General features: G+C 72.6%; 21 protein-coding genes, 1 tRNA gene and 1 other RNA gene. 12 read left to right on the forward strand and 11 right to left on the reverse strand.

Annotated features, from left to right (window positions below; all coding sequences use genetic code 11):
• Positions 1 to 13 precede the first annotated feature (13 nt).
• The gene (locus AC3YNX_RS05825; RefSeq protein ID WP_489982428.1) at positions 14 to 517 is read left to right on the forward strand and encodes a metallophosphoesterase family protein; all 504 of its coding nucleotides are present in this window, start codon (positions 14 to 16) and stop codon (positions 515 to 517) included.
• Here the strand turns inward: AC3YNX_RS05825 and AC3YNX_RS05830 are convergent.
• Genes AC3YNX_RS05830 through AC3YNX_RS05840 form a run of 3 tightly spaced genes read right to left on the reverse strand, consistent with a single transcriptional unit; the run spans position 514 to position 3,691 of the window.
• Positions 514 to 1,134, reverse strand: a complete 621-nt coding sequence (locus AC3YNX_RS05830; protein ID WP_489994871.1) for a TetR/AcrR family transcriptional regulator — start codon at positions 1,132 to 1,134, stop codon at positions 514 to 516. The two genes, AC3YNX_RS05825 and AC3YNX_RS05830, sit on opposite strands and share 4 nt — an antisense overlap.
• A gap of 59 nt (positions 1,135 to 1,193) precedes the next feature.
• Positions 1,194 to 2,399 (reverse strand): NAD(P)/FAD-dependent oxidoreductase, encoded by a 1,206-nt coding sequence (locus AC3YNX_RS05835; protein ID WP_489994872.1) that lies wholly within the window; start codon positions 2,397 to 2,399, stop codon positions 1,194 to 1,196.
• The gene (locus AC3YNX_RS05840; protein ID WP_489994873.1) at positions 2,396 to 3,691 is read right to left on the reverse strand and encodes a cytochrome P450; all 1,296 of its coding nucleotides are present in this window, start codon (positions 3,689 to 3,691) and stop codon (positions 2,396 to 2,398) included. The genes AC3YNX_RS05835 and AC3YNX_RS05840 overlap by 4 nt, the downstream gene beginning before the upstream one ends.
• Before the next feature lie 177 nt (positions 3,692 to 3,868).
• On the opposite strand from AC3YNX_RS05840, the gene AC3YNX_RS05845 reads away from it, so the two are divergent.
• The gene (locus AC3YNX_RS05845; RefSeq protein ID WP_489994874.1) at positions 3,869 to 4,600 is read left to right on the forward strand and encodes a peptidyl-tRNA hydrolase; all 732 of its coding nucleotides are present in this window, start codon (positions 3,869 to 3,871) and stop codon (positions 4,598 to 4,600) included.
• On the opposite strand, the gene AC3YNX_RS05850 is transcribed toward AC3YNX_RS05845, so the two are convergent.
• On the reverse strand, positions 4,601 to 6,409 hold the full coding sequence (locus AC3YNX_RS05850; RefSeq protein ID WP_489994875.1) for a thiamine pyrophosphate-requiring protein: 1,809 nt from the start codon (positions 6,407 to 6,409) through the stop codon (positions 4,601 to 4,603).
• Positions 6,410 to 6,526: 117 nt separating this feature from the next.
• Here AC3YNX_RS05850 and AC3YNX_RS05855 point away from each other — a divergent pair, with 117 nt between their 5' ends.
• Both AC3YNX_RS05855 and AC3YNX_RS05860 read left to right on the forward strand, forming a co-directional pair.
• Positions 6,527 to 7,036, forward strand: a complete 510-nt coding sequence (locus AC3YNX_RS05855) for a hypothetical protein (RefSeq protein ID WP_127781761.1) — start codon at positions 6,527 to 6,529, stop codon at positions 7,034 to 7,036.
• 225 nt (positions 7,037 to 7,261) lie between these two features.
• Entirely contained in the window at positions 7,262 to 8,401 is a 1,140-nt protein-coding gene (locus tag AC3YNX_RS05860) for an NlpC/P60 family protein (RefSeq protein WP_489994876.1), read from the forward strand.
• A gap of 56 nt (positions 8,402 to 8,457) precedes the next feature.
• Here AC3YNX_RS05860 and AC3YNX_RS05865 read toward each other — a convergent pair.
• Positions 8,458 to 8,545, reverse strand: a tRNA-Ser gene (locus AC3YNX_RS05865).
• 61 nt (positions 8,546 to 8,606) lie between these two features.
• On the opposite strand from AC3YNX_RS05865, the gene ffs reads away from it, so the two are divergent.
• From ffs to AC3YNX_RS05880, 3 genes are all read left to right on the forward strand, one after another.
• Positions 8,607 to 8,701, forward strand: an RNA gene (ffs, locus tag AC3YNX_RS05870) — signal recognition particle sRNA small type.
• Positions 8,702 to 8,740: 39 nt separating this feature from the next.
• Complete coding sequence (locus AC3YNX_RS05875; protein WP_127781763.1) at positions 8,741 to 10,018, forward strand: aspartate aminotransferase type Ic; 1,278 nt, start codon at positions 8,741 to 8,743, stop codon at positions 10,016 to 10,018.
• 95 nt (positions 10,019 to 10,113) lie between these two features.
• The gene (locus AC3YNX_RS05880) at positions 10,114 to 12,264 is read left to right on the forward strand and encodes a DNA polymerase III subunits gamma/tau (protein ID WP_489994877.1); all 2,151 of its coding nucleotides are present in this window, start codon (positions 10,114 to 10,116) and stop codon (positions 12,262 to 12,264) included.
• Positions 12,265 to 12,300: 36 nt separating this feature from the next.
• Here the strand turns inward: AC3YNX_RS05880 and AC3YNX_RS05885 are convergent, their stop codons facing one another.
• Genes AC3YNX_RS05885 through AC3YNX_RS05895 form a run of 3 tightly spaced genes read right to left on the reverse strand, consistent with a single transcriptional unit; the run spans position 12,301 to position 16,853 of the window.
• The gene (locus AC3YNX_RS05885) at positions 12,301 to 14,106 is read right to left on the reverse strand and encodes an alpha/beta hydrolase family protein (protein WP_489994878.1); all 1,806 of its coding nucleotides are present in this window, start codon (positions 14,104 to 14,106) and stop codon (positions 12,301 to 12,303) included.
• Positions 14,107 to 14,109: 3 nt separating this feature from the next.
• Positions 14,110 to 15,429: a class I SAM-dependent methyltransferase gene (locus AC3YNX_RS05890; RefSeq protein WP_489994879.1), complete on the reverse strand. Its 1,320-nt coding sequence runs from the start codon at positions 15,427 to 15,429 to the stop codon at positions 14,110 to 14,112.
• Positions 15,430 to 15,434: 5 nt separating this feature from the next.
• Entirely contained in the window at positions 15,435 to 16,853 is a 1,419-nt protein-coding gene (locus tag AC3YNX_RS05895) for an FAD-binding oxidoreductase (RefSeq protein WP_489994880.1), read from the reverse strand.
• A gap of 191 nt (positions 16,854 to 17,044) precedes the next feature.
• On the opposite strand from AC3YNX_RS05895, the gene AC3YNX_RS05900 reads away from it, so the two are divergent.
• From AC3YNX_RS05900 to AC3YNX_RS05910, 3 genes are all read left to right on the forward strand, one after another.
• Positions 17,045 to 17,377 carry a YbaB/EbfC family nucleoid-associated protein gene (locus AC3YNX_RS05900; RefSeq protein ID WP_127781767.1) on the forward strand — a complete coding sequence of 111 codons (333 nt, stop codon included), beginning with the start codon at positions 17,045 to 17,047 and terminating at the stop codon, positions 17,375 to 17,377.
• A 13-nt stretch (positions 17,378 to 17,390) separates the two neighbouring features.
• Positions 17,391 to 17,999, forward strand: coding sequence for a recombination mediator RecR (gene recR, locus AC3YNX_RS05905; RefSeq protein WP_127781768.1), 609 nt, complete (start codon positions 17,391 to 17,393; stop codon positions 17,997 to 17,999).
• A gap of 211 nt (positions 18,000 to 18,210) precedes the next feature.
• Positions 18,211 to 18,819: a hypothetical protein gene (locus tag AC3YNX_RS05910; protein ID WP_489994881.1), complete on the forward strand. Its 609-nt coding sequence runs from the start codon at positions 18,211 to 18,213 to the stop codon at positions 18,817 to 18,819.
• Positions 18,820 to 18,915: 96 nt separating this feature from the next.
• Here the strand turns inward: AC3YNX_RS05910 and leuA are convergent, their stop codons facing one another.
• The 3 genes from leuA to AC3YNX_RS05925 form a co-directional block, all read right to left on the reverse strand.
• A complete protein-coding gene (gene leuA, locus AC3YNX_RS05915; protein ID WP_127781770.1) occupies positions 18,916 to 20,730 on the reverse strand; it encodes a 2-isopropylmalate synthase in 1,815 nt (604 codons plus the stop codon).
• A 182-nt stretch (positions 20,731 to 20,912) separates the two neighbouring features.
• Complete coding sequence (locus AC3YNX_RS05920) at positions 20,913 to 22,151, reverse strand: ROK family protein (protein ID WP_489994882.1); 1,239 nt, start codon at positions 22,149 to 22,151, stop codon at positions 20,913 to 20,915.
• Between the two features lie 262 nt (positions 22,152 to 22,413).
• The gene (locus tag AC3YNX_RS05925) at positions 22,414 to 23,748 is read right to left on the reverse strand and encodes an MFS transporter (RefSeq protein WP_127781772.1); all 1,335 of its coding nucleotides are present in this window, start codon (positions 23,746 to 23,748) and stop codon (positions 22,414 to 22,416) included.
• 169 nt (positions 23,749 to 23,917) lie between these two features.
• Here AC3YNX_RS05925 and AC3YNX_RS05930 point away from each other — a divergent pair, with 169 nt between their 5' ends.
• Both AC3YNX_RS05930 and AC3YNX_RS05935 read left to right on the forward strand, forming a co-directional pair.
• Positions 23,918 to 25,102 (forward strand): LLM class flavin-dependent oxidoreductase, encoded by a 1,185-nt coding sequence (locus AC3YNX_RS05930; RefSeq protein ID WP_489982439.1) that lies wholly within the window; start codon positions 23,918 to 23,920, stop codon positions 25,100 to 25,102.
• Between the two features lie 102 nt (positions 25,103 to 25,204).
• Positions 25,205 to 26,146, forward strand: coding sequence for a TauD/TfdA dioxygenase family protein (locus AC3YNX_RS05935; protein ID WP_489994883.1), 942 nt, complete (start codon positions 25,205 to 25,207; stop codon positions 26,144 to 26,146).
• Positions 26,147 to 26,258: the final 112 nt, after the last annotated feature.

Raw genomic sequence — 26,258 nt, forward strand, 5'->3', positions numbered from 1 at the left:
AGGAACTCCTCCCGTGCAGCTGCTGATCATCGCCGACACCCACCTGCCCAAGCGGGCCCGCGCGCTCCCGGAGCAGGTGTGGGCGGAGGTGGACCGGGCCGACGTGGTGATCCACGCCGGTGACTGGGTCGTGCCGCAGGCGCTGGACGAGCTGGAGCAGCGGGCCCGCCGGCTGGTCGGGGTGTGGGGCAACAACGACGGCGCCGAGCTGCGGGCCCGCCTGCCCGAGGTGGCCCGGGTGGAGCTGGGCGGCCTGCGCTTCGCGGTGGTGCACGAGACCGGACCGAGCACCCGGCGCGACCAGCGCATGCGGGCGCTGTACCCCGACGTCGACGTCCTGGTCTTCGGCCACAGCCACATCCCCTGGGACGGCGAGCACGACGGGCTGCGCGTGCTCAACCCCGGCTCGCCCACCGACCGCCGCCGTCAGCCGCACTGCACCTACCTGACAGCCCAGGTGGGCGGCGGGGTGCTCAGCGACGTGGTGCTGCACCGCCTGCCGCCGCGGGCCGGCTAGAGGCGGAAGTAGCGGATCGCGACCTCGGCGACCTGGTGGCTGGTCTCGGTGCTGTCGGCGGCCGGCAGCACCAGGTGGCTGACGGTGAGCCGGACGACGGCGTCGATGCCGTGCCTGGCGTCCGCGTCGGTGACGTCGGGCAGGTGCTCGGTGAGCCAGCTGACCAGCTGGTCGGAGGCGAGCTCGAGCAGCGAGATGGACGTGGTGAGCAGCGGCAGGATCCCGCCGTCGCGGTGGGCCTCCGGCACGGTCTCGGCCTGCGTGGCCGCTCGCGGGCTGGTCAGCACCGCCTTGAGCAGCGGGCTCGCCGCGGCCTGGTCCATGGTGTGCTGCACCGCGGCGGTGATGCCGGTGCGGACGTCGTCGGGGTGGGCGTCGAGCGCGTCCCGGATGCCGGTGAGGAAGCGGTCGGCCTCCTGCAGCACCAGCGCCTCGCCCAGGCCCTGCTTGTCGCCGAACTCGTTGTAGAGGGTGGTGCGGGAGGTGCCGACCGCGGCCGCGACCTCGCTCACCCGAACTCGGCCCCACCCCTTCTCGGCGGTGAGGGCGTGCGCGGCGGCCAGCGCCTGGGCACGCAGGTGCTGGCGGTAGGACACCCGGAGCGAGTCGGCCGACACGCTGGAGACCCTACGGAGCCGGCTCGCGCCGGCCCACGCGCGGGGCAGGGCCTGGCGGGCTACCGGGCACCGGCAAAGTCGAGCGCGTCCGCCCAGCTGCCCCCGGCGGCGATGCGGGCGCGGTACTTCATGGTCTTGCCGGGCAGGTTCAGCGTGAGCGCCCCGGTGAGCAGGTCGCCGCGACGGAACAGCGCCACCCACTGGTCGCCGGCCAGCGCGTCCGGCCCACCCACCACGTGCACCTCGTCACCGTCGGCGACACCCACCATCTGCAGCTTGTTGCCGTACCACTCCGACCAGAAGTAGGGCACCGCGCGGTGCTCCGTGGCGCTGGCGGGGTCCAGGGCGTTGCGGGCGGCGGTGCCCGCCTGCTCGGTGGCGTTGGTCCAGTGCTCCAGGCGCATGCTGGTGCCGAACAGCGGGTTCACCCAGCGGGCGACGTCGCCGGCGGCGTACACCCCGTCGGCGGCGCGCAGCGTGGGGTCGCACACCACGCCGTCGTCCAGCGTCAGCCCCGAGCCGGCCAGCCAGCCAGTGGCCGGCTGCGCCCCGATGCCCACCACCACCAGGTCGGCGTCCAGGTGGGTGCCGTCCTCGAGCACCACGGCCTCCACCCGGTCGGTGCCCACCAGCCGCTGCACCCCGGACCCGCACAGCAGCCGGGTGCCGTACCGGTGGTGCAGGTCGGCGCAGGCCTGGGCCATCTCCGCGCCCACCGCCCGCACCAGCGGCAGCGGGGCGGCCTCCACCACGGTGACGTCCACCTGGCGCCGGGCGGCGGCCGAGGCCACCTCCGAGCCGATGAACCCGCCACCGACCACCACGGTCTGTGCCCCCGCGTCCAGCGCCGCGCGCACCTGGCGGGCGTCGTCGAGGGTGCGCAGGGTGTGCACCCCAGCCAGCTGCTCCCCGGGCAGGGTGCGCGCGGTGGCGCCGGTGGCGATCACTGCCGCGGCGTATTCCAGCCACTGCCCGCCGACCTGCACGCGGTGGCCGGCGGGGTCCAGCGCGGTGGCGGGGCTGCCCAGGTGCAGGTCCACGTCCAGCTCCGCCAGCTGCTCGCGGGTGCGGTAGCTGCTGGGCGCGGTGCTGCCGTCGGCGTCCAGGAACGCCTTGGACAGCGGCGGACGGTCGTAGGGCAGGTGCTCCTCGGCGCCGAGGAGGGTGATGGGCCCGGTGTGGCCGGTGCGCCGCGCCGCCTCCACTGCCCGCAGCCCGGCCAGCGAGGCGCCGACGACGACCAGCGGCGGTTGGCTGCTGCTCACGCCGGGCGGCGCTCGGGGGTGAAGGTGACCGGCAGGTGGTTCACGCCGTGGAAGAAGTTGCTCACCGTGTAGCTGGGCTCACCGCTCACCGCGATGTCGGGCAGCCGGTGCAGCAGCTCCCGCCAGGTGGCGGTGATCTGGCGGCGGGCGAGCTGGCCGCCCAGGCAGTGGTGGATGCCGCCGCCGCCGAAGGCGATGTGCGGGTTGGGGTTGCGGCCCAGGTTCAGGCGCTCGGGGTGGTCGAAGACCTCGGTGTCCCAGTTGGCGGAGGCGTAGAACAGCACCACCTTGTCGCCGGCGGTGATCTGCGCACCGTTCAGCTCGCAGTCGCGGGCGGCGGTGCGGCGGAAGGTCATGATCGGGGTGGCCCAGCGCACCATCTCCTCCACCGCGGGCTTGATCCGGCCGTCGAAGTCCGCCATCAGCCACTCCCGCTGGTCGGGGAAGTCGGTGAGCGCCTTCATGGTGTGGCTCAGGCTCTGCCGGGTGGTGTCGTTGCCGGCCACGGTGAGCAGGCCGAAGAAGCTGATGATCTCCTCGTCGGTCAGCTGCTCGCCGTCCACCTCGGCCTGCACCAGGTTGGTCATCAGGTCAGCCTCGGGCTTGCGGCGCCGCTGGGCGATGAGGTCACTGGCCACCTCGAAGATGTAGCCCGACGCCTCGAACAGCCGGGGCAGTGGCTCCGCGCCGTCCAACAGCTCGGGGTCGTTCCAGCTGCCGGCGAACTGGGCCTCGTGGGCGACCTTGGCGCGCACCTCCTGCGGCACGCCCATCATGTCGCAGATGTTGTGCATGGGCACCAGCGCTGCGACCTCGGCGACGAAGTCCACCGAGCCCTTGGCGGCGATGCCGTCCACCACGGCGGCGGCGTTGGCGTCGATCTGGCCGTTGATCCGGTCGAGCTGCCTGGGGGTGAAGGCGGAGGTGAGCAGCCGGCGGATCTTGGTGTGCCGCGGTGGGTCCATCGCGATGAAGCCCTGTGCGGTGTCCAGCAGCTCCTGGGGCATGGACTCCATCAGGATGCCCTCACCAGAGAGGAAGTCCTCGTGCCGCTTGGTGGCCTCGATGAGGTCGGCGTGCCGGGTGACGGCCCAGAAACCCTGGTCGTTGGGGTCCTCGAACATCAGGCCCTCGATGGGGGCGTGCCAGCTCACCGGCCGCTCGGCGCGCAGCTCGGCGAAGGTGGTCTCCCGCTCGGCCGCGGTCTTGGACCAGAACGCGGTGGAGGAGATGTCGGCCGGGTCCTTGGGGCGGGTCTCGCGGGGGTGGGCGGTGTGGGGGGTGGTGGTCACGGTGAGCCTCCTGCTGTACACGGCACCCCCTGATGACCAGAAGGTGAACAAAAAAGATCTACGTGTCAATCATCTTTACACGCACTGAGTCTTTGTCAAGGGTGGGGTGGGCGCGCCGCGAGTGGTGCCGGGCAGCATGGTGACCGGCCGGCCGGGCGCACCAGGAGGAGACGACGCATGACTGATCCCACGGAGGGCGAGCTCGCCGAGGACGGCGGCGAGCTCATCGAGCCCAGCGGTGACGCCGACCCCGAGGGCCAGGCGCCGTGGGTGATGCAGCTGGTCACCCGCATCGAGAAGACCGACCCACCCACCCGCTCGGCGGTGTGCGCGGCATCGGCCACTGCCGTGGCCACCCTGCTGGACGACCCCCGGGCTCGCACCGGGGGTGAGTGGGCGCCGGAGGTGGTGCGCTGGACCGACGGGCGCATCCGCAAGCACTCCCGCCGCGCCCGCGGGGCGGCGTGGCAGGCGGTGCAGTCCCTGCCCGGGGTGACCGCCGAGGTGCAGGGCGCGCAGGTGCGAGCCTTCGTGCCGTGCGCCACCGACGCCATCCCCGCTCCCATCGCCAAGCTGCAGCTGGCCGGCAGCGAGCTGGCCGACCCGGACGCGCGGGCCGAGGTCGAGGCGGTGGTGGACGGACCGGTGGTGGTGACGTTGTGCGCCGAGCCCCCGCTGTCGCTGGGCAAGGCCGCCGCCGCGGCCGGGCACGCCGCGCAGCTGGCCCTCTACCGGATGGACGAGCGGCGCCGGGCGGCGTGGGCCGCGGCCGGGTTCCCCGTGGTGATCGAGCAGCCCACCCCTGCCCGGTGGGCGCACGAGCGCACCCAACAGCCGGTGCAGGTGATCGACGGCGGGCTCACCGACGTGGCGCCAGGCACCTGCACGGCCACCGCCCGCTGGCGCTGATCAGCTGCGCGCCTGGCGCTGCTCGGTGAGCGCGTCCTCCATGGCTCGGTAGATCTCCAGCAGCTCACGGGCGTGCTCGCTGCTCGGCTCCTGCTCGAGGCCGGCGCGGAACTTCGCCAGCTTCTCCGCGCCGGCGGGGTAGGGCGGCAGCAGCGGCACGTCGGCATCGGTGAGCACCTCCAGCACCACGGGGCGCTGCGCGGCCAGCGCCTGGCTCCAGGCGTCGCTCAGCTCGCCCGGGTCAGTGACGCGGATTCCGGTGAGCCCCAACAGCTCGGCGTAGCCGGCGTAGGGGAACGACGGCAGCGCCTGGCTGGCCTCGTACCGCGGGTCGCCCTCCATCTCGCGCTGCTCCCACGTCACCTCGCCCAGCTCCTCGTTGTGCAGCACGCACACCACGAACCCGGGGTGCGTCCACTGTGGCCACATCCGCGCCACCGTGATCAGCTCGGCCAGGCCGTTCATCTGCATGGCGCCGTCCCCGGCCAGGGCGACCAGCGGGCGGTCGGGGTGGGCCAGCTTGGCGGCGATGCCGTACGGCAGGGCCGAGCCCATCGAGGCCAGGGTGGAGGACAGGTGCGCGGGCACCCCTGGGGGCAGGCGCAGCTGCCGGGCGTACCAGTAGACGACCGAACCGACGTCCACGCTCACCTGTGCATCAGCGGGCAGCTGCGCCGACAGCGTCCGCACCACCAGCTCGGGGTTCACCGGGCGGGCGGGGACCTGCGCCCGGTCGGCGCTGACCTGGTGCCAGGCGGCGACGTCGGCGCGGACGCTGCGCTCCCAGGCGTGGTCGGTGCGCTCGTGCAGCAGCGGAAGCAGGGCGGTGAGGGTGGCCGCGGCGTCACCGGCCAGCGGCACCTCGATGGGGTAGCGGTTGCCCAGGTGCTCGCTGGCGGCGTCCACCTGCACCGCCCGGGCCTGCCCCGGCGGCGGGTAGTACTCCGTCCACGGGTCGTTGGAGCCGACCACGAGCAGGGTGTCGCACTCGCCCAGCACGTGGGCGCTGGCGGTGGTGCCGAGGTGGCCCATGGTGCCGGCCACCAGCGGGTGGTCCTCGTCCACGTAGGGCTTGCCCAGCAGGCTGGTGGCGATGCCGGCGCCGAGCCGCTCCGCCACCGCCAGCACCTCCGCCTGCGCGTCTCGGGCGCCCTGGCCCACCAGCAGCGCCACCCGCTCGCCGGCGTTGAGCACCTCGGCGGCGGCCGCGAGGTCGTCGGCGTTGGGGACGGCCACCGGGCGGCGCCAGACCGGCGTGGTCACCATGATGGCGTGGGCGTGCGGCAGGTCCGGGGCCGGCAGCTGCTGCACGTCGTGCGGCAGCACCACCACCGTCGGGGTCCGGGTGGTCAGCGCCGTGCGGAAGGCGCGGTCCAGCAGCATCGGTACCTGCTCGGCGGTGAGCGCGGTCTGGCAGAACCGGGCCGCGACGTCGGCGAAGAGCCGCTGCAGGTCCACCTCCTGCTGGTACTGCGAGCCGATGATGGAGCGGTTCTGCTGCCCCACCAGGGCCACCACCGGCACGTGGTCGAGCTTGGCGTCGTAGAGGCCGTTGAGCACGTGCACCGCGCCCGGGCCCTGCGTCGTCATCACCACGCCCACCTGCCCGGTGTACTTGGCGTGGCCCACCGCCATCAGCGCGGCGTTCTCCTCGTGGCGGGCCTGCACGAACTCCGGGTCGTCGCCCGCCCGGCGCAGCGCGGCCATCAGCGGGTTGGCACCGTCGCCGGGGTAGCCGAACAGCCGTGGCACGCCCCAGCTGCGCATCCGCTCGACCACCACGTCGGCCACCAGTCGCTCGTCGCTCACGTCAGATCTCCCTTGGGGCTCGCCGAGATTCACGGGCGCGGCCAGTATGGGACGCCGCTGCGGGGCGGCGCTGAACGAGCCCTTGTGGAGGACCGCCCCGGCGGCCAGGGTGGTCGGATGAACTCGCGCACCGCTGCCGCCCTCGGGCTCAACGCGCTGTACCTGGCCTCGCAGACGTTCATCGGCCGCCGCCTGGGGCCGATGACCAAGGACCTGTTCCGGCTGCAGCTGACCACCTCGGCGCCCACGTTCCGGTCCATCGTGGACGGCTGGGACGAGGGGCAGCTGGCGCGCTACCGCTCGCACCTGCCGCCGGACATGGTGCACCCGGTGATCTACGGCTGCAGCCTCACCGCCAGCACGCTCAAGCTGGACGAGCTGGTGGCGCTGCCACCGCGGGTGCGCACGGCGCTGCTGGTGGCGCCGTGGGTGGCCGCGGCCTGCGACTACGCGGAGAACGTGGCGCACCTGTACCTGCTCGACCACCGCGAGGCGATCACCCCGCCGGTGATCACCGCGACCGGCGTGGCCAGCACCACCAAGTGGGCGCTGGCCGGGTCCTGCGTGGTGACCCTGGCCGCGGGGTACGCCCGCGCCGGGTGGCGGGCGGCGCACAGCAGCCGGTGACGGCTGGTGCCGGCCGATTGCGGAGCCGCGCTCAGGTTCGACGGTCGCTGGGCGATGGGGAGGGTGAGCTCCTCGTCGGAGGTGAAGACCTCCGGGGGTCGTGGACAGGGCTGCCGAGGCGGGCACGTGCCGCTGGCGCCTGCTTCCCGCTGCCGGCGTGCACGCCGACGGCTGCCCCACCGTGCGAGGACGCCTGCTGGGCAAGCGTGGAAGGAAACACTGCAGATGGGTCTCACCGACCGCCTGCGCAGCGTGGCGGTGCTGGCCGCCGTAGCTGCCGCGACCGTTACGGGAGCCGGGCTCCAGCCCGCGGCGGCGCAGGCCGCACCGGCGTGCCAGCCCTACGGGGCCATCGGCGCCTACTGGCAGGGCGCGGGAGCCGAGAGGTCGTTCCTCGGCAGCTGCACCAAGGACGAGCACGCGGTGCCCGGTGGACGGGCCACCGGCTTTGGCGGAGGCACCGTCTACTGGAGCGCGGCCACCGGGGCGCACAGCGTCAAGGGCCTGATCCGGGACGGCTACACCGCCGCCGGAGCCACCGGCTCGTTCCTGGGCTTCCCCACCACCGACGAGGCCTTCACCCCGCGCGTCTTCGGGGCGTTCAACCACTTCCAGGGCGGCAGCCTGTACTGGTCGCCGGGCACCGGGGTCCGCGAGGTGCACGGCTCCATCCGGGACAAGTGGGCCGCGCTCGGTTGGGAGGGCGGCGCGCTCGGGTTCCCCACCACCGGCGAGGCCGGCACCCCCACCAAGGCGGGCGCGTTCAACCACTTCCAGGGCGGCAGCATCTACTGGTCGCCGGCCACCGGTGCGCACGAGGTGCGCGGCGCCATTCGCGAGCGGTGGGCCGGGCTTGGCTGGGAGACCAGCGCGCTGGGTTTCCCCACCAGCGACGAGTACGTGGTGGCCGAGGGGCGGCGCACCGACTTCCAGGGCGGGTCGGTCATCTGGACCGCGGCCAGCAACACCACCCGGGTGGTGGGTGCGGCCGCCACCCCCAGCCCCCCGCCGGCGGCTGAGTCCAAGGGCAAGCGCGCCCTGGCCGTCGCGCACACCAAGCTGGGTGCCCGCTACGTGTGGGGCGGCAACGGCCCCACCGTGTTCGACTGCTCGGGGCTGACGTCGTGGGCGTTTCGCCAGGTCGGGGTGACGCTGCCACGGGTGGCGGCCGACCAGGCCAAGGTGGGCACCTACGTGGACAAGAGCAACCTGCAGGCCGGCGACCTGGTGTTCTTCTACAGCCCGGTCACGCACGTCGGCATCTACGACGGCAACGGCAACGTGCTCAACGCCCCGACCGAGGGCCAGGGCGTGCAGTACACGCCGATCAAGTACCTGCCCTACACCACGGCCCGCCGGATGTGACGGACCTGCAGAAACGACGTGAGCCCCGACCGCTTGGTCGGGGCTCACGTCGTTCGTGGCGGAGGATAGGGGATTTGAACCCCTGAGGGCGTTAACCCAACCCGCGTTCCAGGCGAGCGCCATAGGCCACTAGGCGAATCCTCCGTGGGGCACTCTACCGGGCGACGCCCGGTGAACCCAATCGCCCCCTGCGGCTACACTGATCCACGGACCCCGCGCGGCGTCCATCCTGTGAACTCCCCCAGGGCCGGAAGGCAGCAAGGGTCAACGGGCTCTGCCGGGTGCGCGGGGTCCCCTTCATGTCTGGACCATCGGCCACCACGGAAGGGCAACGGGTACATGTCACTGACGACGCTCGGTCAGCACGAGCTCGCGGACCTGCGAGACGCCCAGCGCCCGGCCTACGAGGAGCTCGTCGCCAAGGCGGTGTCGCTCGACCTCACCCGTGGCAAGCCCGGTCCCGAGCAGCTGGACCTGTCCAAGGAGCTGCTGGAGCTGCCCGGCGTCGAGCACCACCGCTCCGCCGACGGCACCGACGTCCGCAACTACGGCGGCCTGCAGGGGCTGCGGGAGATCCGCGAGATCTTCGCCCCGCTCGTGCGCGTCCCCGTCGACCAGCTCATCGCGGCGGGCAACTCCAGCCTGACGCTGATGCACGACTCGATCATCTTCTCGCTGCTGCACGGCACGCCCGACTCCGAGCGCCCGTGGAGCCAGCACCCGCGCGTCAAGTTCCTCTGCCCCGCGCCCGGCTACGACCGGCACTTCGCCATCTGCGAGCGCTACGGCATCGAGATGATCCCCGTGCCGATGCGCGAGGACGGCCCGGACATGGCGCTGGTCTCCCAGCTCGTCGCCGCCGACCCGCTGATCAAGGGCATGTGGCTGGTGCCCACCTACGCCAACCCCACCGGCACGGTCTGCTCGCCCGAGGTCGTCGCGCAGCTGGCCAAGATGCCCACTGCGGCCGCCGACTTCCGGCTGTACTGGGACAACGCCTACGCGGTGCACCACCTCACCGACAGCCCGGCGGAGCCGGTGGACGTGGTGGGCCTGTGCGCCGAGGCTGGCAACCCCAACCGGGTGCTGGTCTTCGCCTCCACCTCCAAGATCACCTTCCCCGGCGCCGGGGTCAGCTTCCTGGGCGGCTCGTCGGCCAACGTGGCCTGGTACCTCAAGCACCTGGCCGCGCAGAGCATCGGCCCGGACAAGGTCAACCAGCTGCGGCACGCGCAGTTCCTGCAGAGCCCGGACGGCGTGCGCGCGCTGATGGAGCGCCACCGCCAGATCCTGGCCCCCAAGTTCGCCCTGGTGCTGGAGATCCTGGAGAACCGCCTCGGTGAGCTCAAGGCCGCCAGCTGGAGCGAGCCCGCCGGTGGGTACTTCGTCAGCCTGGACGTGCTCGACGGCACTGCCTCCCGGGTGATCGCGCTGGCCAAGCACGCCGGCATCGCCATGACCCCGGCGGGTGCGGCCTTCCCCTACGGCGACGACCCGCACGACCGCAACATCCGCATCGCCCCCACCTACCCCGGTGTCGAGGAGCTGCGGGTGGCCATCGACGGGCTGGCCACCTGCGTGCTGCTGGCGGCGGCAGAGAAGCTGCTCAGCTCCTGACCTGACCGCCTGAGCACCCGGGCCCGGCCGAGGTCACAGCGGCGGTGTGCTGCTGCTGACTGATGGCTGTCAGTGCGCGCCGGTACCCTCACCCCGTGGCCCTCTACCGCAAGTACCGTCCGGCGACCTTTGCCGAGGTCGTCGGCCAGGAGCACGTCACCGAGCCGCTCAGCGTGGCGCTCGAGTCCGGCCGCATCAACCACGCCTACCTGTTCTCCGGCCCGCGCGGTTGCGGCAAGACGTCCTCGGCCCGCATCCTGGCCCGCTCGCTCAACTGCGAGCAGGGCCCCACGGCCACCCCGTGCGGAGTCTGCGAGTCCTGCATCGGCCTCGCCCCCGGTGGTGCGGGCACCCTCGACGTGGTGGAGCTCGACGCCGCCAGCCACGGTGGGGTGGACGACGCCCGCGAGCTGCGCGACCGCGCCTTCTACGCCCCCGCCTCCTCGCGCTACCGCGTCTTCATCGTGGACGAGGCGCACATGGTCACCACGCAGGGCTTCAACGCGCTGCTGAAGATCGTGGAGGAGCCGCCGGAGCACCTGGTCTTCATCTTCGCCACCACCGAGCCGGAGAAGGTGCTCGCCACCATCCGCTCGCGCACCCACCACTACCCGTTCCGGCTGCTGCCCCCGGCCACCATGCGCGGTCTGCTGGAGCGCATCTGCCAGCAGGAGCAGGTGCAGGTGGACGCCGCGGTGTACCCGCTGGTGATCCGGGCCGGCGGCGGCTCGCCGCGCGACTCCCTGAGCGTGCTGGACCAGCTGCTGGCCGGGGCCGGACCTGAGGGCGTCACCTACCAGCGGGCGCTGGCCCTGCTCGGGGTCACTGACGTCGCGCTCATCGACGACGCGGTGGACGCGCTGGCCGCCGACGACGGGGCGGCGCTGTTCGGCACCGTGCAGACGCTGGTGGACGCCGGGCACGACCCGCGCCGCTTCGCCGTCGACCTGCTCGACCGGGTGCGCGACCTGATCCTGCTGCGCGCGGTGCCCGACGCCGGGGAGCGCGGTCTGGTGGAGGCACCCGGCGACGTGCTGGAGCGGATGCGCGACGAGGCCGAGCACCTGGGCGGGGCCACCCTCGCCCGCTACGCCGAGATCATCCACAGCGGACTGGGCGAGATGCGTGGGGCCACCTCCCCGCGGCTGTTGCTCGAGGTGATGTGCGCGCGGATGCTGCTGCCCTCCGCCTCGGACGCCGAGTCGGCCGTGCTGCACCGCCTGGAGCGGGTGGAGCGGCGCATGGTCATCACCCCGCCCACCGAGGAGACCGACCAGGTCGCCCCCGCCGAGCCGGCGTTCCAGCGGCCCTCCCGCCGCGTCGAGCCGGCCGCCGCGCCCGCTCCCGCCGCCGCGCCCGCTCCTGCGCCTGCGGCCGCCGAGCCCGAGCCTGCGGTGGCCGAGCGTCCGGTCGCCGCGCCCGCCCCGCAGCCGGCGCCCGTGCGCCGCCCCGAGCCGGCGGCCGAGTCGGCCCCGGCCGCGCCCCGGCAAGCGCCCACGCCACCGGCAGCCCCACCACCGGCAGCCCAACCCCCGGCAGCCCAGGCCAAGCAGGCGCAGCCCCCGGCCGCACCCGAGCGCCGGGCACCCGCCCCAGCGCCCGCCGCCCCAGCCCCCGCCGCGCCAGCACCGGAGGCGCCCGCGGCTACCGGTCCGGTGGCCGGGCAGCCCGACGCCGCCACCGTGCGCACCGTGTGGTCGGAGGTCCGCTCCGCCGTCCGCGAGCGCAGCCGCACCACCGAGGTGATGCTCTCCAGCGCCACCGTGCGCCGCCTCGACGGCAACACCCTGGTGCTCGGCCACGACTCCGCGCCGCTGGCCAAGCGGCTCACCGAGTCCCGCAACTCCGCGGTGGTCTCCGCGGCCCTGCGCGACGTGCTGGGGGTCGACTGGGTGGTGGTGTGCGAGACCGGTGGCGAGCCGGCCGCTGCCCCGGCGGCGCCGCCCGCCGCCGCGCAGCGCCAGGCCCCCGCCGCCCCGCCGCGCTTCACCCGTCCCTCCGGTGGCTCCACCGGGCAGGCGGCGCCGGCCGACGAGGTGCCACTGCCTGACGGCCCGAGCGACCCCGACGACCCCGACGACGCAGGGCGCCACGCCCCGGAGCCCGAGCCGCTGGACGAGGAGGCGATGCTCGCCGAGGCCGCCAGCGGCGACCTGGGTGACCCGGCCGGCCGACGTGACCCCGAGGAGGTCGCCCTGGAGCTGCTGGCCGCCGAGCTCGGTGCCCGCCCGCTCGACCCCCGCTGAGCGGCGGGCCGAGCGGACCCTCCGCCGAGCTGTCCCTCAGGCCAGGTGCTTGGCCAGGAACTCCACCGCGCGCGGGTAGGCGTCCATCCGGTTCACCCGCTTGGCCAGCCCGTGACCCTCGTCGGGGTACACCAGCAGGTCGCACTCCACCCCACGGGTGGTCAGCGCGTCGTGCAGCTGCTCAGCCTCGCTGAGCGGCACCCGGGGGTCGTTGGCCCCGTGGATGACCAGCAGCGCGGCCTGGATGTCGTCGATGCGGCTCAGCGGTGACGCCTGCTCGAGGAACTCGCGGTCGTGCTCCAGCGTCCCGTACTCGCGCTCCCGCGCCGCCCGCCGGTACGGCGAGGTGTTCTCCAGGAACGTCACCAGCGAGGACATGCCCACGATGTCCACGCCGGCGCGCCAGCGCTCGGGCTGGAACGCGCACCCGGCCAGCACCATGTAGCCGCCGTAGGACCCGCCGTAGAGCGCGGCACGAGCCGGGTCGCAGTCCACGGTGGGCAACCAGTCGTGGATCGCGCCGAGGTCGGCCACCGAGTCCAGCCGCAGGCGCACGTCGTCCAGCGACACCCAGCGCTTGCCGTAGCCGGCCGAGCCGCGCACGTTGGGCACCACCACGGTGTGCCCGGCGGCGGTCAGCGCCACGACGACGGGGCTGAACAGCGGGCGGCTCTGCCCCTCCGGGCCGCCGTGCACCACCAGCACCGCCGAGCCGGCCAGCGCCGTCCGTGCCGTCGGGGGATAGGTGAAGCAGGGGATCTGCTCGCCGTCGGCGGCCGGCACCCGGTGCACCTGCGGCACCGACACCGGCCCGTCCAGCGCGGCGCCGGAGTCGGTGAGCGCACGGATCTCCGCGGTCGCCACGTCCAGCACCAGCACGTCACCGGGCACCGACGGCGCCGCCAGCGACAGCACCACCGTCGCCCCGTCCGGGCTGAACCGCGGGTCGGGGTAGGGCGAGGTGACCACGCCCGGGGTGGGCAGGGCCAGGTCGCGCAGGTGCTCGCCGGTGCGCCCGTCGTGCAGCGCCAGCTCGCTCCAGCCCTCGGCGTTGCGCTCCACCAGCAGGGTGGCGCCGTCGGGGGACAGCCAGCCGGTCAGCTCGTGGTCGTCGTCGGTCACCAGCCACGTCAACCGCTCGTCGTGCACGTCGTAGCGGGCGAGGGCGGCCAGGTCCCGGCCGTGGTTGCTGGTGAGCACGAAGCCCGAGGAGTCCGGCAGCCAGTGGGCGTTCTCGTAGGCCGCGTGCTCGTCGGCGGCGGTGAGCGCCCGCACCCGCTGGTCGGCGGTGACGGCCAGGCTGTCCACCAGCACCATCTGGGTGGACACCGGCTGCGCCCCCACCAGCACCACCAGGGCGTAGCGGGAGTCCGGCGACACCGCCACCGAGGAGACGTTGCCACCGCCGGAGTAGACGACCTCCTCGACGCCGCTGCTGACGTTGCGCAGCACCACCTCGAAGTCCACCCCGTTGCCGCGGTTGGTCCGGTAGGCCACCCGTCCGGGCAGCACCCCTGCCATGGAGTGGATGTAGTCCGGGTCGTGCACCAGCGGCGTCAGCTCGAGGCCACCGTCCTCCGGCGCACGGTCGGGGTGCAGCAAGGACAGCTGGGCACGCTCGTTGCCGCCGTCGTCGTGCTGCACCACGATGGTGCGCTCCCCAGGCAGGTACCGCCCCGAGCACGACCCGGGCAGGTCGGTGAGCACGGTGGGCGGGCCGTCCGGCGACAGCTCCACCAGCTGGACCGACCCGGAGTCGTCCCAGCCGGCCAGCACGCGGCCGGAGTCGTCGACGTCGAAAGCCCGCCAGGTCCTGACGTCGAGCAGCTCGGTGATCTGCACGGTCTAACCGCTCCACCACGGGCGCAGCGGCACGGCCGCGTCGCCCTTCTCGCCGACCTTGACCGCCAGCACCTGGTGCAGCTGCACCACGTTGCGCTCGAAGCCGAGCCGGGACCCGGCCATGTACAGCCCCCACAGCTTGGCGGTGCCCTCGCCGACCTCGGCCACGCACTCGTCCCAGTGCTCCACCAGGTTGCGGTTCCAGTCGCGCAGGGTCAGCCCGTAGTGCTCCCGCAGGTTCTCCTCGTGGCGCACCTCCAGGCCGACGTCCTGGATCTCGCTGATGATGGTGCCCGAGCCGATCAGCTCGCCGTCGGGGAAGACGTAGCGGTCGATGAACTGGCCGGTCTTCACTCGCCGGTCGTTGTGCGGGCGGGTGATGCAGTGGTTGAGCAGGCGTCCGCCCGGGCGCAGCTTGTCGCGCAGGGTGGCGAAGTACGCCGGGTACTGGTCGATGCCGATGTGCTCGGTGAGGCCGATGGAGGAGATGGCGTCGAAGCCGGTCTCGGGCACGTCGCGGTAGTCCATGAACCGCACCTCGGCGAGCTCGGTCAGCCCCTCGGCCGCGATCGCCTCGCGCGCCCACTGCGCCTGCTGGGCCGAGAGCGTGGCACCGATGGCGTGCACGCCGCGGCGGGCCGCGAAGCGCACCATGCCGCCCCAGCCGCAGCCGATGTCCAGCAGCCGCATGCCGGGCTGCAGGCCGAGCTTGTCGAACACCAGCTGGTACTTGGCTTCCTGGGCGTCCTCCAGCGAGGTCTCCGGGGTGGCGTAGGTGGCGCAGGTGTAGGTCATGGACGGACCCAGGACGTGCTCGTAGAAGGCGTTGGAGACGTCGTAGTGCTTGCTGATCGCCTCGGCGTCGCGGGTCCTGGAGTGCCGCAGCCCGTTGGCGATGCGCCGCCAGCGCGGCAAGGTCTCCTGTGGCGGCGGGGCCACCGGCTTGAGCAGCTCCCAGCCCAGCGACCGGGTGATCTGCGCGAGCACGGCTGGCGAGGGGCGCTGCAGCTTGACGTCGTCCATCATCGTGCGCAGCACGGGGTAGGGATCACCCGGGTGCACGCCGCTGATCTGCAGGTCGCCGGCGATGTAGGCCCGGACCATGCCCAGGTCGCCGGGTGCGGTGGCGAGGTAGGTGGTGCCTCGCGGGGCGGTCAGGTGCAGCCCGATCTCGGCGTTCTCGGGCCCGGTGGCGCTGCCGTCGTAGGCGGTGAAGCGCACCGGGACTCGTCCGTCGGCCAGGGTCTCGACGATGTCGGCGAGGTTCATCTTCGGTGCAGGCGTCCGGTGCGACCGGACCGGGGGCTTCCGCAAGGTGGTCATCTGTCCTACTTCCTCCGCACAGCCTTCGCGTAAAGGTCGAGCAGCCTTGACTCGGGGTCGTAGCGCCGCTTGAGCGCCCGGTAGGTGCTGTCGCCGTAGAGCTCGGCGAACGTCTCTGGGGTGTAGTAGGAGTCGGAGTACAACGACTTGTGGCCGTCGAACTCGGTGACGATCTCCTCGATCTTGCGGTTCGTCGCGCCCTCCGGCCCGGCCGGATCCACCGGGACGGACGACCAGAAGCCCACGTTGACGTACGTCTGGCCCGGGTGCAACGGGTACAGCGGCCAGGTGCGCCGGCCGGCCTCGGTGCCGGTGGCCCCAGCGACCTCGCGCAGCCGCAGCGGGCACAGCCACAGCGGCTCGATGGGGATGGTGTCCAGGAACCACCGCAGGAAGTCCGCCGTGCGCTCGATGGGTACCTCGACGTCCTGCACCACGCGCTCGCGCGGGGGCCGGCCCTTGCGGGCCTCCAGCCGGTCGGCCACGTCGTACTTGTGGTCCAGCGCGATCAGCTTCCAGTAGAAGGAGCTGCGCAGCAGTCGCTTGGGCCAGAAGCGGCGGATCGTGGGGTTCTGCGCCCCGAACGCGCGGGAGCACCAGAACCAGTCGGTGTCCCAGCGCCACAGGTAGTCGTGGATGGTCAGCCGGTCGGTGCTGCGCTGCTGGAGGGAGCGGTAGTAGATGTCCCGGCCGGTGTAGTCGCTGACCGGACCCGGCTCGGCGGTGAGGGTGCCCAGGGTCAGGTAGCTCTCCGTGGCGGTGAAGACCACGCCGTCGAGGTAGTCCACCCGCACGCCGTCGTGCTCCCCGGCGGCGGCGATGGCGTCCATCTGCTGCTGCAGCTGGTCGAGGTCGTGCAAGCGCAGGTGCCGCAGCGCCACGTAGGGCTGCACCGGCTCCAGCTCGATGCGCAGCCGGGTGCAGTAGCCGAGCGTGCCGTAGGAGTTGGGGAAGCCGTGGAAGAGGTCGGTGTGCTCGCCGTCGGGCGTCACGGTGAGCACCTCGCCCGCACCGGTGAGGATGTCCATCTCCAGCACCGACTCGTGCGGCAGCCCGTTGCGGAAGCTGGTCGACTCGATGCCCAGCCCGGTGACCGCCCCGCCCAGGGTGATCGTCTTCAGCTGTGGCACCACCAGCGGAGCCAGCCCGTGCGGGAGGGTCGCGGCGACCAGGTCCTCGTAGGTGCACATGCCGGCGACGTCGGCGGTGCGGTTCACCGGGTCGACGTGCAGGACGCCGGTGAGCCCGGAGACGTCGAGCCCAGGGGCGTTGGCAGCAGCCCGGGCGCGGAAGAGGTTGGAGGTCTTCTTGGCCAGGCGCACAGTGGCATTGCGAGGAATGGCCCGGTAGGAGGCGATCAGCTGCCGCACGGCGGCGTCGTGGCCGGCGGTGTCTCCCGTGGCGGCGGGCACAGGCGTTTGCACTCGTGTCAGGTTAGACCCGCACGGTGGTCCGGCGCATGTCTCGCGCCGGTGAGTCTCGACCCGCCACCGACGGCGGATGGCGCTGCGCGGTCTGCTGCGGACTACCCTCGGGAACCGACAGTCGACCCCCCGCGCTGTCGGCACGAGTCCGGCTCGGACTCGCGTGCGTCTCATCGAGAGGACCTGAATCCGTGCAACCCGGTGGCCAGCCCGACATGCAGCAGCTGATGCAGCAGGCACAGAAGATGCAGGAACAGCTCATGAGCGCCCAGGCCGAGCTGGCGCAGACGCAGATCACCGGCCAGGCCGGCGGCGGCCTGGTGACGGCGACGGTGACGGGCACTGGTGACGTGATCGCCCTCGGCATCGACCCCAAGGTGGTCGACCCCGAGGACGTGGAGACGCTGCAGGACCTGGTGATCGGTGCCATCGCCGACGCCAGCCAGAAGGCGCAGGAGAAGGCGGCCCAGCTGATGGGGCCGCTGGCTGGTGGCGGCGGCGGGCTGGGCCTGCCGGGAATGTGAGTGCTCGACCCGAATGTATGAAGGCCCGGTTCAGGACCTGATCGACGAGCTGGGCAGGTTGCCCGGCGTGGGCCCCAAGAGTGCGCAGCGCATCGCCTTCCACCTGTTGACGGTGGAGCCGGCGGACATCGCGCGGCTGCAGGCTGCCCTGCAGAAGGTGCGCGACGGCGTCCAGTTCTGCGTGGTGTGCGGCACCGTCTCGGAGAAGGAGACCTGCCGCATCTGCGCCGACCTGCGTCGTGACCGCAGCATCATCTGCGTGGTGGAGGAGCCCAAGGACGTGCAGGCGGTGGAGCGCACCCGGGAGTTCCGGGGGCGCTACCACGTGCTGGGCGGGGCGCTGGATCCGATGTCGGGGGTGGGCCCCGACCAGCTGCGCATCCGGGAGCTGCTGGCCCGGCTGGGCAACCAGGAGGACGGCGTCGACGTCACCGAGGTGATCATCGCCACCGACCCCAACACCGAGGGCGAGGCCACCGCCACCTACCTGGTGCGGATGATGCGCGACTTCCCGGGACTGAGCGTCACCCGGCTGGCGTCCGGGCTGCCGATGGGTGGTGACCTGGAGTTCGCCGACGAGGTGACTCTGGGCCGGGCGCTGTCGGGTCGCCGGGCGATGTAGCCGCCGGGCGAGGCGGCTGCCGGGTCGGCTCACCCGGTGGCGGGGTGCTCCAGACATGGGTAGCGTTCGAATCTTGCTGGTGGGCCTTGCTGAGGGTGCACGACGGCCCTTTCGCGGTGGTCCGCCTGCAGCTGTGCGTACGCCCGCCCTGCACCCCCCCGATGTCGCGGACACCGCGAGATGGAGATGATCGCCTGTGAACGTCTCGAGCTTGGCACTCACTGCGCTGCGCCCGGCCTACACCGCCGTGCGCCTGCCGCTCATGCTGGTGCAGGAGCAGGTGATCGACCGGTTCGTGCCGGCCGGCGCCGAGCCGCGGGCCACCACCTCGCGCCTGCTGGGCACCGCTGACCAGCTGGTGGGCATGGTGCTGCAGGACGAGTCGTTGATCGAGCGTGGCACCCGCCTCAAGGGCGACGGCGAGAAGCCCGCCCCCGCCGACAAGCCCGCGCCCACCCTGCAGGACGCCGCGGCCAAGGCGGCGAGCACCACCCTGCCCAAGGACGAGCCGCGCCCTGTCCCCACCGCCGAGCCGGTGAAGCCCGCCCCGCAGGTGCGTCCCGCGCCAGTGCTCGACCCGGACGCCCTCACCGAGAAGATCGAGGCGGAGAACGCCCGCGCCGACGCCGCGGCCGCGCTCGAGGCGATCGACCTGGTGCCGGCCGCCCCCGGTGACGAGACCAGCCTGGTGAGCGAGCCTGCCGCGCCTGCCGCGCCTGCTGCGCCGGTGGACAAGGCCACCTTCGCCGAGCTGCAGAAGGAGAAGGCCGACCGTCAGATCGCCGCCGACGAGGCCGCGCGGAAGGCCCGCCAGAGCTAGCCTGGCCGCGCCACCCCCGGCAGACAGCTGACCCCCGGCGCGAGGCGCCGGGGGTCAGCTCTGTCGTGTGCCGCTCGCGCGGGTGCGATGGGTGGGTCAGGCCCGACTGGCCGCCCGGTTCACCGCGGAGAGCACCGCTCGCAGCGAGGCCGTGGTGATGGAGGGCGCGATGCCCACCCCCCAGACGACGGTCTCGCCCACCGCGCACTCCACGTACGCCGCCGCGCTGGCGTCCCCGCCGGCGGACATGGCGTGCTCGGAGTAGTCCAGCACCCGCACGTCGAAGTCCAGCTCACCCAGGGCGTCGACGAAGGCCGCGACCGGGCCGTTGCCGGTGCCGGTGATCTCGTGCTCCGCGCCGTTGAGCAGCACCTTCGCGGTGATGGTGTCCAGCCCGTCGTCGGTCTCGGCGGCAGTGACCTTCTGGCTGATGCGCTCCAGCGGGCTCACCAGGTCCAGGTAGTCCTCGGAGAAGACGTCCCACATCGCCTTGGGGCTGACCTCGCCCCCCTCGTTGTCGGTGACCCGCTGGACGCTCTGGGAGAACTCGATCTGCAGCCGGCGCGGCAGCGTCAGCTGGTGGTCGGTCTTCATGATGTAGGCGACGCCGCCCTTGCCCGACTGCGAGTTGACCCGGATGACGGCTTCGTAGGTGCGGCCCACGTCCTTGGGGTCGATCGGCAGGTAGGGCACCTCCCAGGTGATGTCCTCCACGGTGGAGTCCGCCTCGTCAGCGGCCACCTTCATCGCGTCCAGGCCCTTGTTGATGGCGTCCTGGTGCGAGCCGGAGAAGGCGGTGTAGACCAGGTCGCCACCGTAGGGGTGGCGCTCGGGCACCGGCAGCTGGTTGCAGTACTCGACCGTGCGCCGCACCTCGTCGATGTCGGAGAAGTCGATCTGCGGGTCGACGCCGCGGCTGAGCAGGTTCAGGCCCAGGGTGACCAGGCAGACGTTGCCGGTGCGCTCCCCGTTGCCGAACAGGCAGCCCTCGATGCGGTCGGCGCCGGCCAGGTAGCCCAGCTCGGCGGCGGCCACCCCGGTGCCGCGGTCGTTGTGCGGGTGCAGGCTGAGGATCACCGAGTCGCGCCGCGCCAGGTTGCGGTGCATCCACTCGATGGAGTCGGCGTAGACGTTGGGCGTGGCCATCTCCACGGTGGCGGGCAGGTTGATGATTGCCGGCTGGTCGGGGGTGGGCTGCCAGATCTCGGTGACGGCGTTGCAGATCTCGGCGGCGTAGCCCAGCTCGGTGCCGGTGAACGACTCCGGCGAGTACTGCCAGCGCCACTGGGTGTCGGGGTAGCGCTCGGCCAGCCGCAGGGTGAGCTCGGCGCCGTCCGTGGCGATCTTGGTGATGGCCGGACGGTCGGCGCGGAACACCACGCGGCGCTGCAGGATCGAGGTGGAGTTGTAGATGTGCACGATGGCGCGCTCGGCGCCCTCGCACGCGGCGAAGGTGCGCTCGATCAGCTCCGGCCGGCACTGGCTGAGCACCTGGATGGTGACGTCGTCGGGGATGGCGTTCTCGGTGACCAGCTCGCGGACGAAGTCGAAGTCGGTCTGGCTCGCGGCCGGGAAGCCCACCTCGATCTCCTTGTAGCCCATGGAGACCAGCAGGTCGAACATCCGGCGCTTGCGGGCCGGGCTCATCGGGTCGATCAGCGCCTGGTTGCCGTCGCGCAGGTCCACCGCGCCCCACAGCGGTGCCCGGTCGATGACCTTCTCCGGCCAGGTGCGGTCGGGCAGCGAGATGCGCTCGACCTCGTCGGCGAAGGAGCGGTACCGGTGCGTGGGCATCGACGAGCCACGCTGGGTGTTCCACCGGGGCTGGTCGGCCGGGGCAGGCCGGGACGGGGTGTTGATGCGTCCGGTCCTGGACGCACCGGTGGAGACGAAGGAGTCATGGTTTGGCATGTGCGTGGGGCTCCGAAGGTGTGGCGGGTGATCGACCGGCACGGCGCGTGCGCCAAGAACCCGCGCCGGGGAGCCAGTCTGGACTCAGACCCCGTCGCGGCGGCTAAGCAGGAGCGCACGCTGCATGCCCGCCACGATACCCGCGGGCGCAAGACGCGCCGTGGTGGGCCGCGGCTCGGACGTTAGAGGGCGGTGTGGCGCAGCGCTGCAAGGGGTTCGGAGAACACCGCGGCCAGCGACACCGCGCCGGCGGCCTGCTGCTGGACGTGCTCGCCGGCAGCCGTCACCCGCACGTCGCGCTGCGGTGCAGCCGAGTGCGTGTTGATGGCCGCGGCCACCTCGCGCAGCGTCTGCGGAGCGTCGGTGAAGGCCTGGCCGCCCAGGATGATGTGGTCGGGGTTGATGATGTCGCTGATCAGGCCCACCGCCCGGCCGAGCACCAGGGCGCGCTCGCTGAGCAGGGCCATGGCCGTCGGCTGCCCCGCCGCAGCCTGCTCGTGCAGCTGGGCGATGTCGGTCACCGCCAGGCCCACGGCCACCGCGGCGTCGACCAGCCCGGTGTCACCCACCGCGGCCTCGAGGCGGCCGGTGCGACGGGGGTCCAGCAGGGTGGTGCCACCGGTGGGCAGGTGCCCCAGCGTGCCCGGACCCGACGTGGGGGTGTGCACCGCGCCGTTGATGGTGAGCGACACCCCGACCATCTCGCGGGCGTAGAAGTACAGCGTGGACTCGCGGGGACTGGTCTCCGGCGTGAGCATCAGCTCGGCTGCCGCCATCGCCTCCACGTGCGGGGCCACCGAGACCGGCAGGCCCAGGCTGGCGCTGAGCACCTCCCCGACCGGGGCGTCGGTCCACCCCAGCCGTGGGTGGTCGACCCGGCCGTTGGGGTGCACCCGGCCGCCGATGGCCACGCCGGCCCACAGCACCCGACGGTTCGCCCAGCGGGCCAGGAACCGCTTGGTGCGCAGGCCGATCGCGCGGAGGATCTCGGGCACGCTGGCACCGGGGTCCGGGACCGTGGTCAGCTGCAGGCCACCGATGATGCGTCCGTGCAGGTCGTGCGCGGTCACCACGGTGACCTTGAAGCCGATGTGCAGCCCCACGGTGACGAAGGCGGTGTGGTTGACCTCCACGGGCAGCCGGGGCCGGCCGATGGCCCCGGCGGGGGAGAGGTCGGCACGCTCGCGCAGCAGGCCGGCGGCGAGCAGCGCACCGACCTGGCGGTTGACCGTGGCGCTGCTCAGCCCGGTGGCCGTGGCCACGGCGTCGCGAAACAGCGGTCCCCGCAGGCGGACGGTGCGGAACACCGCGGCAGCGGGCGTGGTGGAGAGCTGCAGCGACGGGGTGCTCACGTGCAGGCGGCGGGTGGTGGCTACGGGTGAGGCAGTCGGGCTGGTGGGCTGGTGCAAGGCGGCGGTCATGGGTCCTCAGGGAGCGGCGTGCGACCGCCGGCCCCACGGGGAGCTGGCGGCTCCGCTCGGGGTGCGACGACTGGTCGCGGGGGAGGGATGGGCGACGTCGGGCGGCTGTGTGGTGCCGAGGGCACTCAGCAGCAGCCGGGACAGTGCGCCACTCGGTCTCCGAGCGCTCGCGGTCGAGGCAGCCGGCACCCCAGCGCGACGGTCACGTAGGTGACGCGCACGGGGTTCCAGGACATGGCAGCGAATCTAGCAGCGATCGGCGCTACAGGTGCAGGTCACGCGGGCGGATCAGCACCGTCGCGACCACGCTGATCACCGAGGTGGCCACCAGGAACCCGCAGGCCAGCCACGGCGCCCCGTTGGTGGCCGCGATCAGCGAGGTGAGGATCAGCGGGGTGAGGCCCGAGGCGTAGATGCCGGAGAACTGGTACACCACCGACAGGCCGGTGTAGCGGATCTCGGTGGGGTACAGGCTGGCGTAGAGGGTGCCCTGGGCGCCGTAGAACAGCGCGTGCACGATGCCGAACACCAGGATCAGGCCCAGCCCGAACAGCGCCAGGTTGCCCGTGTGGAACAGCGCGAACACCGGGAACACCAGCACGCCGTAGGCGGCGATGCCGGCCAGGTACACCCGCTGGGCGCCGTGGCGCTCCACCAGCAGCCCGGAGACCGGCAGCAGCACGGCCATCACCAGCGAGGCCACCGTCACCGCCAGCAGCACCGACACCTTGTTCATGGCCAGCGTGCCGGTGGCGTAGGTGATGGCGAAGACGCCCCAGGTGTTGAACGCCGCGCCCTCGCCCCACCGGGACAGCAGCCCGAGGATGCTGTTGCGGATGTTGCGGCGGCCGGTGAAGACCTGCTTGAACGGCGCGGTGGAGCGCTGCTGCAGGTGCTCGACCTCCCGGAAGGCGGGGGTCTCCTCCACCGCCAGGCGGACCACGATGCCCACCACCACCAGCACCAGGCTCAGCAGGAACGCGATGCGCCAGCCGTAGCTGAGGAACTGCTCCTCGTCGAAGACCACCTGCAGCAGCGCGAACACCCCGGTGCCCAGGGCCAGGCCCAGGGCCAGGCCGATCTGGGGGATGGAGCCGAAGCGGCCCCGCTTGCCCGGCGGGCTGTGCTCCACCGCCAGCAGCACCGCGCCGGCCCACTCCCCACCGAGGGCGAAGCCCTGCAGCACCCGCAGCAGCAGCAGCAGGATGGGTGCCAGCACGCCGATCTGGGCGGTGGTGGGCAGCACGCCCATCAGGGCGGTGGCCACGCCCATCAGCACCATGGTCAGCGCCAGGGTCTTCTTGCGGCCGATGCGGTCGCCGACGTGGCCGAAGACCACCCCGCCGACCGGGCGCACCACGAAGCCGACCGCGAAGGTGGCGAAGGCGAGCATCGTGCCCACGGTGGAGCTGGTGTCGGGGAAGAAGATCTTGTTGAAGACCAGGCTGGCCGCGGTGGCGTAGAGGAAGAAGTCATACCACTCGATGGTGGTGCCGAGCAGGCTGGCAGCCACGACGGTGCGCAACCGCTTGCGCCGGTCCTCGGCGCTCTCGTCCGCACCTCCCGGCGTCGGCTGGACGTCGGACAGAGTGGTCATGCGCAGCCAATCGCGGGGGTGGTTCGGGCAGGGAAGGGCGACGCTAACGTGGTCGCTGCCGCCGGCGTCGAGTTCAAATCACGCAGAGAAAAACTGCGTGCAGGGGTGCGCGGCCGCGCTGAGATGCTCTTGACTGGGCTAGTTCTGACCCGTCGTCGAAGAGGCCCTGATGTCGCTGCGCTTCCACTGGTTCCTCCCCACCTACGGGGACTCCCGCAACCTGATGGCCGGGGGCCACGGCAGCTCCATGTCCGGGGACCGACCCGCGACGCTGAAGTACCTGAACCAGATCGGCGCGGCTGCGGAGACCAACGGCTTCGAGGCGGTGCTCACCCCCACCGGGCAGTGGTGCGAGGACGCGTGGCTGACCACGGCGATGATGATCGACGCCACCGAGACGCTGAAGTTCCTGGTCGCGCTGCGCCCGGGCCTGATGAGCCCCACGCTGGCCGCGCAGATGGCGGCCACGTTCCAGTGGCAGTCGCAGGGCCGGCTGCTGCTCAACGTGGTCACCGGCGGGGAGTCCGCCGAGCAGCGCACCTACGGCGACTTCCACGACAAGGAGCAGCGCTACGCCCGGTGCGGGGAGTTCCTCGACGTCATCCGCCGACTGTGGGCCAACACCGGCCCGGTCACCTTCTCCGGCGAGCACGTGCAGGTGGAGAACGCCGTGCTGGGCCGCTTTCCCGACCCGGTGCCACCGATCTTCTTCGGCGGGTCATCCCCGGCGGCGGGCACGGTGGCCGCGCAGTTCGCCGACACCTACCTCACCTGGGGTGAGCCGCCCGCGGCGGTCGCCACCAAGATCGACTGGATCCGCGGGCTGGCGCAGGCGCAGGGGCGCACCCTCGACTACGGCATCCGGCTGCACGTGATCAGCCGCGACACCGCCGAGCAGGCCTGGGCCGAGGCCGACCGCCTGCTCGGCGCGCTCGACCCGGAGACGGTGGCCACGGCCCAGCGCAACCTGGCCCGCTCGGAGTCAGAGGGTCAGCGCCGGATGCTCGAGCTGCACGGCGGCGGGTCCAGCTACACCGGCAGCGGCGACGCCCGTGCCCTGGAGATCTCGCCCAACCTGTGGACCGGCGTGGGCCTGGTGCGTGGTGGGGCGGGAACCGCGCTGGTGGGCTCGCACGAGGAGGTGGCCGAGCGCATCGCGGAGTACGCCGCGGTGGGTTGCGACCACTTCATCCTCTCCGGCTACCCCCACCTGGAGGAGACCTACCAGTTCGGCGAGGGCGTGCGCCCGGTCCTGGAGCGCCGCGGCCTGCTCACCCCTCGCGCCCTGGACGGCTCGCAGGTGGTGCGCACCCCGTTCATCTCCGGCGACCCCGCGCCCGCAGGCGCCTCCTGAGCGGTTCGCGAGTTCAAATCAGCGTGCGGCCAACCCTTGGCGGGAGAGCGCTCAGCGGGTGACCTGGAGGGCGGTCCCACCCGCACCCCGAAAGGTCGCACCATGACGCTCGCCGACCACACCCGCACCAGCACCACCACCACCACCACCGACCTGCGGGTGGTGAAGCTCGGCGCCCACATCGGGGCCCGGGTGGAAGGGGTGGCGCTGGGTGGTGACCTGGATGCGGAGACCGTGCGCGCGATCAACCGGGCCCTGCTGGAGCACGAGGTGCTGTTCTTCCGCGGCCAGCACCACCTGGACGACGCGGGCCAGCGGGCGTTCGCCAGCCTGCTCGGCGTGCCCACCGCGGCACACCCCACGGTGGCCTCGCTGGGAGCAGACGTGCTGCCCATCGACTCCGAGCACGGCACCGCCAACAGCTGGCACACCGACGTCACCTTCGTCGACCGCGTGCCCAAGGCGTCGGTGCTGCGGGCGATCGCCCTGCCGCCCTACGGCGGCACCACCACCTGGGCCTCCACGGTGGCTGCCTACGCGCAGCTGCCCGCCCCGCTGCGGGCACTGGCCGACACCCTGTGGGCGGTGCACACCAACGTCTACGACTACGCGGCGGAGGCCGCCGAGCAGGTGCGCAGCGCCGCGGTGGACGCCCACCGCGCGGAGTTCCAGTCCTCCTACTACGAGACGGTGCACCCGGTGGTGCGGGTGCACCCGGAGACCGGCGAGCGGTCGCTGCTGCTGGGCCAGTTCGTCAAGGCCCTGGTGGGGCTGGGCACCAAGGAGTCCCAGGCCGTCTACACGCTGCTGCAGGACCGCATCACCCGGCTGGAGAACACGGTGCGCTGGAGCTGGGAGCTCGGCGACGTGGCCCTCTGGGACAACCGCAGCACCCAGCACTACGCGGTGGCCGACTACGACAACCAGTACCGCCGGCTGCACCGAGTGACCCTGGCCGGTGACGTGCCGGTGAGCCCGAGCGGTGAGCACAGCCGAGTGGTGGCCGGCGACGCCTCCCGCTACTCGCCCGTGGTGGCGCCCTGAGATCCTTCGTGGACAGCCGCCCACACCCTTCCTGAACAGGGCACACGCGGTCGCCGAACCACCTCGCTGCGGTGCGAGCGCCACCGCCGCCGCGCGGCATCGGTAGAGTCGG

The sequence above is a fragment of the Rhodococcus sp. Z13_19A genome (assembly GCF_058133575.1).

Coding starts and splice junctions, on each gene's coding strand:
- AC3YNX_RS05845 (WP_489994874.1), top strand. CDS start 3,869: ATGACTGATCCCACGGAGGGCGAGCTCGCCGAGGACGGCGGCGAGCTC.
- leuA (WP_127781770.1), bottom strand. CDS start 20,730: ATGCCAAACCATGACTCCTTCGTCTCCACCGGTGCGTCCAGGACCGGA.
- AC3YNX_RS05855 (WP_127781761.1), top strand. CDS start 6,527: ATGAACTCGCGCACCGCTGCCGCCCTCGGGCTCAACGCGCTGTACCTG.
- AC3YNX_RS05875 (WP_127781763.1), top strand. CDS start 8,741: ATGTCACTGACGACGCTCGGTCAGCACGAGCTCGCGGACCTGCGAGAC.
- AC3YNX_RS05925 (WP_127781772.1), bottom strand. CDS start 23,748: ATGACCACTCTGTCCGACGTCCAGCCGACGCCGGGAGGTGCGGACGAG.
- AC3YNX_RS05930 (WP_489982439.1), top strand. CDS start 23,918: ATGTCGCTGCGCTTCCACTGGTTCCTCCCCACCTACGGGGACTCCCGC.
- AC3YNX_RS05935 (WP_489994883.1), top strand. CDS start 25,205: ATGACGCTCGCCGACCACACCCGCACCAGCACCACCACCACCACCACC.
- AC3YNX_RS05860 (WP_489994876.1), top strand. CDS start 7,262: ATGGGTCTCACCGACCGCCTGCGCAGCGTGGCGGTGCTGGCCGCCGTA.
- AC3YNX_RS05890 (WP_489994879.1), bottom strand. CDS start 15,429: ATGACCACCTTGCGGAAGCCCCCGGTCCGGTCGCACCGGACGCCTGCA.
- recR (WP_127781768.1), top strand. CDS start 17,391: ATGTATGAAGGCCCGGTTCAGGACCTGATCGACGAGCTGGGCAGGTTG.
- AC3YNX_RS05920 (WP_489994882.1), bottom strand. CDS start 22,151: ATGACCGCCGCCTTGCACCAGCCCACCAGCCCGACTGCCTCACCCGTA.